Here is an 11,756-nt window from a genome sequence, read left to right on the forward strand (position 1 = left end):
CCGAAGGGGCATGTCTTGAAGGACATATCAAGAACAGCCCCGCCCAGGGGCCCGCCGGGCCGCGGGGCGCGGTCTCGCCCGGCGGCGCGCGGAACAGCCCGCGCGGCCCGGCGCGTTGCACCGGCGCGCGCGCGCGTGATAAGAGCCGGACTGGAGGTCGGCGATGGATTCGGAGCTGCTGCTGGTCGCACGTCAAGCAGATCGCTCGTGTACGTTCGAGATCGAGGGGCTGACCGACAACTTCTGGGTCGTGCGCTTCAGCGGCAGCGAGGGCGTCTCGTCGCTGTACGAGTTCCACCTCGACGTCGTCGCCCGCCACATCGAGGTCGGCGAGCTGGTCGGTTGCAACGCGCTGCTCAAGGTGGTCGGCGTCGGCGAGCCGCGGCTGGTCCACGGGATCATCCTCCGCGCCGAGTACACCGGCGAGATGCGGCCGCGGGCGATGTACCGCATCACCCTGGTGCCGGAGCTGTACAAGCTGCTCCTGCGCACGAACTCGCGGATCTTCCAGCAGATGTCGACGCCGGACATCGTGCGCAAGGTGCTCGACGAGTCCGGCATCCGCCGGCGGCTGCAGCAGTTCGAGCTGACCGGGACCTACGAGCCGCGCGACTACTGCGTGCAGTACCGCGAGAGCGACTTCCACTTCATCAGCCGATTGATGGAGGAGGAGGGCATCACGTACTGGTTTGACCACGCGGCGACGCGGCACGTGATGGTGATCAGCGACCGGGCCGCCGGCGCGCCGCTGATGAGCGGCGAGCCGACCCTGCCGTTCCGCGTCGACGACATGGTGCGCGACAAGGAGCACGTCGGGACCTTCCGCATGAGCGAGGAGATCCGCCCCGACCACGTGACGCTGCGCGACTTCAACCTGAACAAGCCCGACTTGCTGATCGAGGCCGAGCACGCGGGGGCCCAGCCGGAGCTCGAGCTCTACGACTACCCCGGCGAGTTCCAGGAGGTCGCTCTCGGCAAGCGGCTGGCGAAGCACGAGTTCGAGGCGGCGCAGGCGATGCGACGGGTCGGCCGCGGCACCAGCGACTCGCCGCGGCTCACGCCCGGGTTCGGGTTCAAGCTGGCCGACCACCCGCGCGTCGAGCTCGACGGCGAGTACCGCGTGCTGCGCGTGCACCACTTCGGCGAGCAGCCCGGCACCATCGACCACACCGCCGACCAGGCGATGGTCTACCGCAGCGAGTTCACCTGCATCCCCAGCGCGGTGCCCTACCGGGCCCCGCGGGCGACGACGCGGCCGGTGGTGCGCGGGGTCCAGACCGCGACCGTGGTCGGCCCGGCCGGCGAGGAGGTGCACGTCGACGACTACGGCCGCGTGAAGGTGCAGTTCCACTGGGACCGCCTCGGCAAGTCGGACGACAAGTCGTCGTGCTGGGTCCGCGTCAGCCAGGCGTGGGCCGGCAACGGCTACGGGGCGATGTTCATCCCGCGCGTCGGCCACGAGGTGATCGTCGACTTCATCGAGGGCGACCCCGACCGGCCGATCATCACCGGCCGCGTGTATCACGGCCTCAACGCCACGCCGTACGCGCTGCCCGACCAGAAGACCAAGAGCACGATCAAGACCGAGACGTACACCGGCGGCGGCTTCAACGAGCTGCGCTTCGAGGACGCCAAGGGCGCCGAGCAGGTGTTCGTGCACGCCCAGCGCGACATGGACCTGACCGTGCGCAACGATCGCCGCGAGACGGTCGGCCACGACGAGCACCACAAGGTGCTGAACGACCGCAAGGCGCAGGTCGTCAAGGACGAGCACCGCACCGTCGGCGGCAACGCGATGACGAAGATCGGCGGGGAGGCCCACACCGAGGTCGTCGGCGCCTCGCACAGCCGGGTCAGCGGGGTCGCGAGCGCTCGCTTCGACTCCTCGGTCGACGTCGAGGCCGCGGGGAAGGCGACGGTCGGCGTCCTCGGCCTCGACCTCAAGATCACCGGGGCCCAGCGGATCTCGGTCGGCGGCTCGCACGACTGCAACATCACCGCCAACAGCGCCGTCAGCGTCGGCGGCGCCGCCAGCCTGAAGGCCACCGGCGCGGTGGTGGTCGAGGGCCTGACGCTCGTCTTGAAGGCGACCGCCGGCATCACCCTGCAGGGCCCGGGCGGCTTCATCACCATCGACGCCGGCGGCGTCAGCGTCGAGGGCGTCATGGTCAAGCTCAACAGCGGCGGCGCGGCGCTCGGCGGGGCCGCGACGTCGCCGGCCTCGCCGACCTCGCCGTCGGTCACCACGCCCACCTCGCCCGCTGCGCCCACCCCGGCCGAGCAGGCCCCCACCGGTTGAGAAACGAGGAACCAATGCCCCCGGCAGCCCGCGTCACCGACCTCCACACCTGCCCGTTGCCGCTGCACGTCGGCGGCCCGATCGCCGCCGGCGCGCCCAACGTGCTCATCGGCTTCCTGCCGGCCGCGCGGGTCGGCGACGCCGCCGTGTGCCTGCTCGGCGCCGACAGCATCGCCACCGGCTCGATGACAGTGATGGTCGGCGGCAAGCCGGCCGCGCGCATGGGCGACCCCACGACCCACGGCGGCGTGATCACTGCCGGCTACCCGCAGATCCTCATCGGCGGCTAGACGGCGGCGGCGGGCCCGAGCTGCCCGATCGGACATGTTCGATCGGTACAACCGGCGACCGCGGGCCGGAGCTGCCCGATCGGACATGTCCGATCGGTCCAACCGGCGACCGCGGGCGGGCTCGACGATGGCGTCGCCGGCGCAGAGGTCGGCGTACCCGTCCCGCCGGCGGCTCGCTGAGGTCTGCGGTCCGCTTCCAAGGGCGCGGCCGATCCGCTATGCGGACCTGGAGGTCCCATGCGAATCGCCCCGCACACGTCCGTCCTCGTCGCCGCGCTCGCGGGCTGCGGCGCCGAGCCCACGCCGCCGACCGGAGCGGAGCCTCCGCCGCTGTGGGCCGACGAGCACTGCACGCTCGCCAACCCCGCGCCCTATCCGCCGGCCGGCACGTACGCGAGCAATCACTCCGGGCGCGAGAACAGCAACGCGATCCCGTGCGCCGGCCCGCGGGCGTTCGACCTCGAGTGGCACGTCCTGGCGACGCACGCCTCGGCGCAGCCCAACACCTTCGCGCCCGACGGCGAGACCACCTACCTCACCACCACCCCCGGGGACGACGGCTGCAACGCGTTCGCGGTCGACACCGCCACCGGCGAGGTGGTGTGGAAGCGCTGCGACCTGCCGTTCGAGGCGCTGGCCTCGACGATCGACGTCGACGAGCACGGCGACCTGTTCCTCACCGCCGGCAACACCGTGCGCGCGCTCGACCCGGCCACCGGCGCCGACCGGTGGGTCACCGCGCTGGCCAACACCAGCGCCGCCGGGGCCAGCTACGGCCTCAAGTTCACCGCCGACGGTCACCTGGTGACGCAGGTGTCCGATGGGACAGTTTACATGGTCGAAAGAACAGGCGGTAAGATCCTCGCCGAGCTCTCGGTCGCCGGCGAGACCGGGTTCGTGCCGGCCGAGCCGACCATGCTGCCGATCGAGAGCGCGCCCGACTACGTGCTCGCCCGCCTGCGCCGGCTGGTCGGCGACAAGCACTACGACCAGGCGATCGCCGGCCTCGGCGGCCTGCTCGGCGCTTCGGGTGGGTTCGCCGACAACACCGTGTGCACCACGGCGCGCCGGCAGGTGCTGGCGGTCGGCGGCGGGCCGGACAAGCACACGGGCGCCGCGGTGGCGCTCGACATCGTCGGGACCGCGGACGCACCTGACCTGAAGTTCAGGTGGGCGATGCCGCTGAAGGCGGGCAGCGCGAGCTCGGTGGTGGCCAGCAGCGACGGCGAGCGGGCGGTGCTCGGCGACGGCGACGGCCACATCCACATGATCGACGTGCCGGCCTGCGACGACAACACCGACGCCGACCCGGAGCCGGACCGCTGCGCGCCGGCGTGGGTGTTCGCGCACCCGGGCGGGCGCCTGCTCGGCACGGTCGCGCTCGACGGCGACGGCACGGTCTACGCGTTCACCAGCGGCGCGGAGCGGGTCGAGGAGATCTACGCGCTGCGCGACCGCGGCGACACTTACGAGCTCGAGTGGGCCAGCGACTTCGGGCCGAGCGCGCAGATGACGACGGTGCTGACCGTGACCGACGACGCGATCTACGGGGTGCTCAGCCAGGTCGAGCCGTCCGTCACCGTCGGCGTGCTGACGCTGCCGAAGTCGGTGAGCAACGAGGCGGTGGTGATCGACAAGGAGACCGGGGTGATCTTGCACCGCGAGAGCACGCCGGACTCGTCGCTGACAGAGCTGGTCCTGTCGCCGCGCGGCGAGCTGTTCCTGACCGCGCTCGGGATCTACGAGATCCTGACGCTCGACCCGAACGCGCGCGACCCGGTCGGCGGGCTGCGCAAGTACGTCGCGCGCGAGTGACGGCCGCTCGCTTCGTCGCACGGCCGGGCGCCCGGTCGAGCGATGCGGCGTGAACCGGACCAGGATCTATCGACGTCCGCGATGTCCCGGCGGGCATGTTCGCCGCCGAGCTGTCGGTGCGAGCACGAGGCGTCCGAGCGCTCGCTCGACGGAGCGGATGCGCTCGATAAACCTTCGCTCCCCGAAACGGAGGAGTTCGAACGATGCTGAAGAGCGCTCTGATTGTTGGATTGGCCCTTTCGCTGGCGAGCGGCCCGGGCTCCGCTCCTGACGCGGCCGAGGAGGCTGAGCGTGGCGTGCGACGCGACAAGACCCGCTACAAGGTCGGCGACTGGGACGGGGACGGGCGGGACAACCTGGCGGTGCGGCGCGGGAATCACGTGCTGAAGGACATCAATTTCGACGGCGTGCACGACTTCGATCAGGGGTACGGCGGCGGCGGCCCGGAGGACGAATACCTGGTGGGCGACTGGGACGGAGACGGGCGGGACAACCTGGCGGTGCGGCGCGGGAATCACGTGCTGATGGACATCAACTTCGACGGCGTGCACGACCTCGACCAGGGGTACGGCAACGGCGACGACGAGGACGAGTACCTGGTGGGCGACTGGGACGGGGACGGGCGGGACAACCTGGCGGTGCGGCGCGGGAATCACGTGCTGATGGACATCAACTTCGACGGCGTGCACGACATCGACCAGGGGTACGGCAACGGCAACGACGAGGACGAGTACCTGGTGGGTGACTGGGACGGGGACGGGCGGGACAACCTGGCGGTGCGGCGCGGGAATCACGTGCTGATGGACATCAACTTCGACGGTGTGCACGACATCGACCAGGGGTACGGCAACGGCAACATGGAGGACGAGTACCTGGTGGGTGACTGGGACGGGGACGGGCGGGACAACCTGGCGGTGCGACGCAAGAATCACGTGCTGATGGACACCAACTTCGACGGCGTGCACGACATCGACCAGGGGTACGGCAACGGCAACCTCGAGGACCAATAGTCGGGGCTGGCCGCGACGACGAGCCCCGGTCGAAGGCCGGGGCTCGTGAACAGCGACGTCAGCCGACGCGGCGCGGGGCCGCGAGCTCCTTTTCGTAGGTCCCGACCAGCTCGGCGCGGGCGAGGATGTGCCCGGCGACCGCGGCCTCGAGCTCGGCGCGGGTCGGCGCGTGCAGGGCGTCGAGCCGCGTGTCGAGGGCGTAGAGGGCGAAGAAGTAGCGGTGGCGGCCGATCGGCGGGCACGGGCCGCCCCACGCGGTCTTGTTCCAGTCGTTCTTGCCGTGGCGCGCGCCGGTCGGCAGCCTCGCGGCGGCGCCGGGCGGCAATGCGCGCAGGTCGGGCGGCAGGTCGACGACGACCCAGTGGACCCAAATGCGGCGCGGCGCGGCGGGGTCGGGCGCGTCGGGGTCCTGCACGAGCAGGGCGAAGCTCTGGGTGCCCTCGGGGACGTCGCTCCATTCGAGCGGCGGCGAGGTGTCGTCACCCTCACAGGTATGAGCCCGGGGGATCGACCCCATCGATTCGAACGCGGGAGAGCGGAGCTGCATGGCGCCGCGAGTGTATGCAGGTCGGCGATTGCGCCGGGGCGCGCATCATTTCAGGCGAGTTACGGGCCGGGCGGGTCACGCGCCCGTCGATCGGGCGCGGCCGTCGCCGTCGACGGAGTAACCGAGCAGCTCGAGGATCCGGTAGGTGCCGGTCTTCGGCAGGCGCATGAAGCCCGACCACGCGCCGGCCGCGAGCGTGCCGTCGAGCAGCCACTCGTCGATCCACTGCGCGGTATGCCGCGGGTCCCACTGCTTGAAGCCCGCGCCGGCCTCGAGCAAGAAGCGACGATTGAGCCGCTCGTGGTGGCCCACCGGCCGCGCGCACACCAGAGGGATCCCCAGGGCCGCGAAGAAGCTCAGCTCCGACGGCTTGGTGTAGAGAATGTCGGTCTCCGCCAGCAGCGCGTTGAAGGCGGCGAAGTACGCGGGCACCGAGTCCGCCTGCAATACTCGTACACCCTCGTGCGAGTCCAGCCCCGCGCGGTGGAGCTGGCCCTTGAAATAATCGGCGACCGGCTTGCGCACGCCGGCGACCAGGGCGAGGCGCAGGCGGCCGGCCTCGATCGCGGGGCGCATGCGCGGCAGGAACAGCTCGACCATCTCGGCCTGGGCTCCGGCGCCGCCGACGGCGAAGGTGAGCAGCGGCGCGATCGACCTGCCCTCGGGGACAGCTCCGAGGAACAGCCGCAATTCGTCGCGGTACATGGCGCGGAAGCTGCCGGTCGGGTCGAGGCGGACCAGGCGCTCGCGCAGGCGCTCGCGCAGGCCGGCGAGGTCGGGGCCGCCGAGCAGGCCGGGCGGCAGGGGGAAGCCGGTGACGACGATCTGCGCCGGGGGCACGCCGTAGACCCGCAGGCGCCGCATGGCCCGCTGGCTGGGCACGAGGTAGCGGATCTTGCTGCGCCGCGGGAGGATGGGGGCCCAGATCCGGTGGATGTCGGTGTCGGTGACGACGCAGTCGATGCGGTCGAGGCCGGCGTGATCGGCGATCAGCGCCGGCGCGTAGAACGTGGTCAGGAGCGGCCGACCGCTGCGCTTCAGCTCCTCGACGAGGCCGGACCCGAGGCCGCGGTCGATCATCCGCCGCAGGGCGCGGATCGACAGGTCGGGGGCGCTGAGGTCGCGGTATGGATAGAGGTGCGGGATCGCCGTCAATGCGTCGAGCACCGCCCGCAGCGGCCGGCCGACCACCGGCACCTGCGAGCCGCGCGAGATCAATTCATAAAAGGCGCGCGAGCGGGCCCAGCGCTCCTGCTCGCGCGCGTCGGCCAGCGGGGCGCGATCGACGTGCAGCACCTGGACGCCGAGCGGCTCGGCGAGCGCGTGGGCGGCCCGCAGGTGGCCGTAGCCCATGTCGATGGCGACGACTGCGGGGCGGCGGTCGTAGGTCACGGCGACCTCGCCTGCGAGGCCTCCGGCGCGGCCGGCAGCGGGGCGTCGGTCGGCAGCGACTCGAGCCGCGATTGCACGCCGATCCGCATCCAGTGGCCGCGCCACTCGACGCGTCGGCGCCACAGGCCGACCCACCACAGCGCGAAGATCAGCAGGTCCTTGACCGGCGCCAGCACGAAGGCGCGCAGCGGCAGCGACTCGCCGCGCAGGCGCTGCCACAGCGCGGCGTCGGCGACGAACGTGAGCGCGAGCCCGGCCAGGGCCAGGCGCGCCGGTGATTCGCCGAACACCGCGAGCTCGGGCCGGGCCGCCGCGACGGCCAGCAGCGCCAGCAGCAGCGGCGTCGGCTGGCCGAGCAGCTCGAGCGCGTAATAGCCGAGGTGCTGCCGGCGCCGCATCTGGGCCCAGCGCAGGTGACGGCTGAGGAATCGCCGCAGGTCCCAGTGGCCGTTGATGGTGGTGAGTGGGTGGGTGGAGAGGCGGACGACGCGGCCGGCGGCGGCGATCCGGCGCGCCAATTGATAGTCCTCGGCCAGGAGGTCCTTGACCGCCGCGAGGCCGCCGGCGCGCTCGAGGTCGTCCCGGTGCATGAGCATCGACTTGCCGATCACCACCGGCACGCCGGCGAGCGCCTCGGCGGTGCACACCGCGGCGACGACGAAGCTGGCCAGGTGCAGGTTCTCGAGCAGGGCGCCGGCGCTGCGCTCGCCGGCGCCGACCAGGACGTTGTGCACGAGGCCCACGCGCGCGTCGGCCAGCTCGTCGGCGATCGCGGCCAGGTAGCCGGGATCGGGGCGGACGTTCGAGTCGCTGATCAGGACATGAGGATGGGTCGCCAGCGGCAGCAGCTGCGCGAGGTTGTTGACCTTCGGGTTGTGACCGATCGGCGGACCGCCGGCGACGATCCGGATCGGCGTGCGCGGGAAGTCGCGCCGGACCTGGGCCGCGACCGACAGCGCCGGGTCGTCGGGGTCCTCGGCGCCGACGAGGATCTCGAACTGCGGGTAGTCCTGGGCCGCCAGCGCCGCGAGGTTGTCGCGCAGGCCGTCGTCGAGGCCCCGCACCGGCCGCAAGATCGAGATCGGCGGTCGCGGGCCGCCGGGCCGGGCGCGCCGGCCGAGCAGCGCGTGGGTGCTGACGTGGGCGACCCCGGTGAACACGAGCGCGGCGCCGCACACCAGCGACCAGGCGTGAAGGACAGGTGAGAGGTCCACGAGCACGCACGTTCGCGCACCGGCGTCACGCGCGATCGACAGCCGCGCGGCGCGGTCGTCGCGAGCCGACGACGTCTCGAGCACGTGGCCCGGACGTCACGCGGAGCGAGCCGAAGATTTGCGGCGATGCGGCCGAGCAGTGACGCGCGGGTGGTCTCCTGCGCCGCGGATGCACCTGCGCGACCTGGCCTTTCAGCACATCTTCTCGCGGCTGTTCGTCTACAACATCTTGTGGGAGGACAGCGAGGTCGACGAGCAATTCCTCGACCTCGACGAGACCAGCACCGTCCTCGGGATCTCCGGGGCAGGTTGCAGGATCGCCGGCCACCTCAGCGCCCACCCGCGGAGCATCGACGCGGTCGACATCAACCCCCACCATTTGGCGCTGGCCGCCCTCAAGACCGCGGCGGCCCAGCGGCTGCGCAGCTACGAGCTGTTCTATGACTTGCTCGGCCGCGGCGCGCACCCCGAGCACGAGTCGGTGATCCGGTGGTTGTCCGGGACGCTGCCGGAGTGGATCCAGCGCTACTGGCAGAAGCGGCACGCCATGTTCCAGCGGGCGTTTTATCGCGAGGGCCTGACGGCGCGGATGTTCACCGCGCTGACGCGGCTGGCGGGGATCGACGGGGCGTGGCTGCGGCGGCTGTGCGCGACGCCGGTCGAGCAGCGGGCGGCGATGATCGACGCCACGCTGACGCCGGTGATGCGCCACCCGCTGGTCGCGCCGGTGCTGCAGAGCCCGCTCAACCTGGTGGCGATCGGCGTCAACTTCGCCCAGCGCGACCGGATCCTCGAGTCCTCGCGCACGGGCATCGTCGACTTCCTGGTCGACCACGTCAAGCGCGTGGCGGCCACCGACCTGGCCCGCAACTGGTTCGCGTGGACGGCGATCGCCGGTCACTACAATCACGACGAGCCCGACGCGGTGCCGCCGTACCTGCGCCGCGATCGCCACGCGCGCTCGTTCGGCGCGCCGACGCGGACGCGGTTCCACCGGCGCAACATCTTCGACGTGCTCAAGGAGGCCGGGCCGAACACGTGGTCGCATTACACCCTGTGCGACGCGCCCGACTGGATGCCGGCGCCGGCGCAGCGCAAGCTGTTCGCGGAGATCCTCCGCACCAGCCGCGACGGCGGGATCGTGATGTACCGCAGCGTCGAGCCGCACTCGCTGATCGCCCGCCACGGCCTGGGACGTCACCTGCAGCCGCTGTCGGCCCGCAGCACCGCGGCGGCGCGGCTCGACCGCTCGCGCCAGTACCAGGGCGTCAACTACTACAGGATCGTCCATTGACCCCCGAACAGTCCGAACACCGCGTGTTCCTCAACCGCTATTACAAGGCGGCCCGCCCGATCTACGACGTCACGCGGAAGTACTACCTGTTCGGCCGCGACCGCGCGATCGATGACTTGCTGGCGACGCCGTGGTCGTCGCTGATCGAGGTGGGGCCGGGGACCGGCCGCAACCTCGAGCTGTTGCAGCGCCGCCGGGCGTGGGCGCTGTACGGCGGGGTCGAGGCGGCCGACGCGATGCTCGAGCGGGCGGCGGCGCGTTGCCCGTGGGCCCACTTCCAGCGCGCGTTCGCGGAGGACGCCGATTACTCCGCGGTGCTCGGGGTGCCGCCGGAGCGGATCTTCTTCTCGTACTGCCTGTCGATGGTGCAGCGGCGCGACGAGGCGCTGCAGCACGCGCTCGCCCAGGTCGCCCCGGGCGGTGAGGTCTACGTGGTCGACTTCGCCGACCTGCGCGGCCTGCCGCGCCCGCTCGCCGCCGGCCTGCGCGCGTGGCTGGAGCTGTACCGGGTGACGCCGCTCGAGCCGGGGTGGCTGGCGGCGCACGGGGCCGACATGGTCTTGGGGCCAGGTCGCTACTACGTGCTCGCGCGCCTGCGCCGCCCGCGGTGAGCGAGATCTCTGTTCGCGGCCTTGATGCGGTCGCACGAGCGGTGTCGAGGACGCCGGTGCACCGAGGCGCGGGACGACTCGGCGTGCGAGCCGTATGCGGGGCGCTCAGGGCTCTGGAACGCCGAGCGACGCGGCCATCGCGGCGCGCGTGGTCGGCAGGTGATATTCGCGGAGGAGAAAGTGCCGGTCGCCCAGGTGCCACAGCGCCTGGTTCTCGAGCATCGCGGTGAGGGCTCGCCGCTGCTCGAGGGTGAGCGTGTTCGGGTCGCGCGCTGCTGGTTCGGCGCTGCCGAACGTGAAGTGGAGCAGCGGCTCGACCAGGCCGAGGACGGCGAAGCCGTGGGTACGTTGCAGCGCGGCGCACAGCGGTGGAACGGCGCGCGCGCCGAGAGCGGGCGGCAGGTTGCAGAGGACGCGGCCGAGGTCGGCGACGCCCAGCTCGACGCACGGCACGCCTTCGAGGCCGGGGACGGCGTCGGGGTCGGCGAGCGCGGCGAGGATGGTGGCGAGGGCGAGCTCCGGCACCTCGCCGACGCCGCGGAGCAGGCCGACCGCCGCGATCACGCGGACGGCGGGGTCGGGGTCGTCGGTGTGGAGCCCGGCGAGCCGTGGATCGTCGGGTCGCAGGCGGCCGAGGGCGAAGGCGAGGATGGCCCGCACCACCGGGCCGGGCGAACGAATCAGGCGGGCGTGCAGGGCGGGCACGATCTCGTCCGCGCGGCGCCACATGCTGGCGAGGAAGTACACTGCGGCCACGCTCAGCCGCTCGTCGTCCGACTCGACCCACTGCAGGCAATGCGGGACGGCGACCTCGGCGGCCTGGTAGATGTCGCGGAGGATCGGGTGGACGTCGGGGCCGCCGTCGTCGAGGATCGGCGGCGAGGCGACGCTGAAGGGGCCGGCGACGCTGCAGGTGAGCATGCCGAGCAGGGCGGCGCGGTCGGGGGTGCGCGGATCGACGACGAGCTCGACCAGGAACGGCGCGGCGACGGCGGTGGCGTGATTGCGCAGGCCATCGTCGAGGAGGGTCGAGAACAGGTGACGATGAGCTCGGCGGCGGCGCTCGGGATCGCCGTCGAGGAGCGCGCGCAAGGCGTCGGGGGTGTCGGTGGCCGGGCCGTAGGCGTGATGTACGCGGGACCAGTCGACGGTGTCGAGGCGGTCGAGCATCGGACGGCTTGCCTAGCACGAGCCGCCCCGGCGAAAAAGCGGGAGATGAGACATGTCCGCGGGGACATGTGATTTCGGCGGACGAGCCGGGCGCAGGAAATGCTGCGAGTGCTC

At 71.9% G+C, this 11,756-nt stretch carries 10 protein-coding genes; 6 read left to right on the top strand and 4 right to left on the bottom strand.

Annotation, left to right across the window (positions count from 1 at the left end; translation table 11 throughout):
• The first annotated feature begins 163 nt into the window (after positions 1-163).
• From O0S08_RS03285 to O0S08_RS03300, 4 genes are all read left to right on the top strand, one after another.
• Positions 164-2,299 (top strand): type VI secretion system Vgr family protein, encoded by a 2,136-nt coding sequence (locus tag O0S08_RS03285; RefSeq protein ID WP_269037494.1) that lies wholly within the window; start codon positions 164-166, stop codon positions 2,297-2,299.
• A gap of 14 nt (positions 2,300-2,313) precedes the next feature.
• Entirely contained in the window at positions 2,314-2,589 is a 276-nt protein-coding gene (locus tag O0S08_RS03290) for a PAAR domain-containing protein (RefSeq protein WP_269037495.1), read from the top strand.
• Between the two features lie 237 nt (positions 2,590-2,826).
• Positions 2,827-4,404 (top strand): outer membrane protein assembly factor BamB family protein, encoded by a 1,578-nt coding sequence (locus O0S08_RS03295; protein ID WP_269037496.1) that lies wholly within the window; start codon positions 2,827-2,829, stop codon positions 4,402-4,404.
• Between the two features lie 296 nt (positions 4,405-4,700).
• The gene (locus O0S08_RS03300; RefSeq protein WP_269037497.1) at positions 4,701-5,414 is read left to right on the top strand and encodes a hypothetical protein; all 714 of its coding nucleotides are present in this window, start codon (positions 4,701-4,703) and stop codon (positions 5,412-5,414) included.
• 58 nt (positions 5,415-5,472) lie between these two features.
• On the opposite strand, the gene O0S08_RS03305 is transcribed toward O0S08_RS03300, so the two are convergent.
• From O0S08_RS03305 to O0S08_RS03315, 3 genes are all read right to left on the bottom strand, one after another.
• Positions 5,473-5,961, bottom strand: a complete 489-nt coding sequence (locus tag O0S08_RS03305; RefSeq protein WP_269037498.1) for a YbhB/YbcL family Raf kinase inhibitor-like protein — start codon at positions 5,959-5,961, stop codon at positions 5,473-5,475.
• Positions 5,962-6,036: 75 nt separating this feature from the next.
• Positions 6,037-7,353 (bottom strand): DUF6938 domain-containing protein, encoded by a 1,317-nt coding sequence (locus tag O0S08_RS03310; protein WP_269037499.1) that lies wholly within the window; start codon positions 7,351-7,353, stop codon positions 6,037-6,039.
• Positions 7,350-8,567 (bottom strand): glycosyltransferase, encoded by a 1,218-nt coding sequence (locus tag O0S08_RS03315; protein ID WP_269037500.1) that lies wholly within the window; start codon positions 8,565-8,567, stop codon positions 7,350-7,352. The genes O0S08_RS03310 and O0S08_RS03315 overlap by 4 nt, the downstream gene beginning before the upstream one ends.
• Before the next feature lie 169 nt (positions 8,568-8,736).
• On the opposite strand from O0S08_RS03315, the gene O0S08_RS03320 reads away from it, so the two are divergent.
• Together O0S08_RS03320 and O0S08_RS03325 are read left to right on the top strand one after the other, a co-directional pair.
• Positions 8,737-9,861 (top strand): DUF3419 family protein, encoded by a 1,125-nt coding sequence (locus O0S08_RS03320; RefSeq protein WP_269037501.1) that lies wholly within the window; start codon positions 8,737-8,739, stop codon positions 9,859-9,861.
• The gene (locus O0S08_RS03325) at positions 9,858-10,472 is read left to right on the top strand and encodes a class I SAM-dependent methyltransferase (protein ID WP_269037502.1); all 615 of its coding nucleotides are present in this window, start codon (positions 9,858-9,860) and stop codon (positions 10,470-10,472) included. The genes O0S08_RS03320 and O0S08_RS03325 overlap by 4 nt, the downstream gene beginning before the upstream one ends.
• Before the next feature lie 105 nt (positions 10,473-10,577).
• On the opposite strand, the gene O0S08_RS03330 is transcribed toward O0S08_RS03325, so the two are convergent.
• A complete protein-coding gene (locus O0S08_RS03330; RefSeq protein WP_269037503.1) occupies positions 10,578-11,642 on the bottom strand; it encodes a HEAT repeat domain-containing protein in 1,065 nt (354 codons plus the stop codon).
• Between the last annotated feature and the right edge of the window lie 114 nt (positions 11,643-11,756).

The sequence above is a fragment of the Nannocystis punicea genome (genome assembly GCF_026965555.1).
In the GTDB taxonomy this organism is placed as follows: Bacteria; Myxococcota_A; Polyangia; order Nannocystales; family Nannocystaceae; genus Nannocystis; species Nannocystis punicea.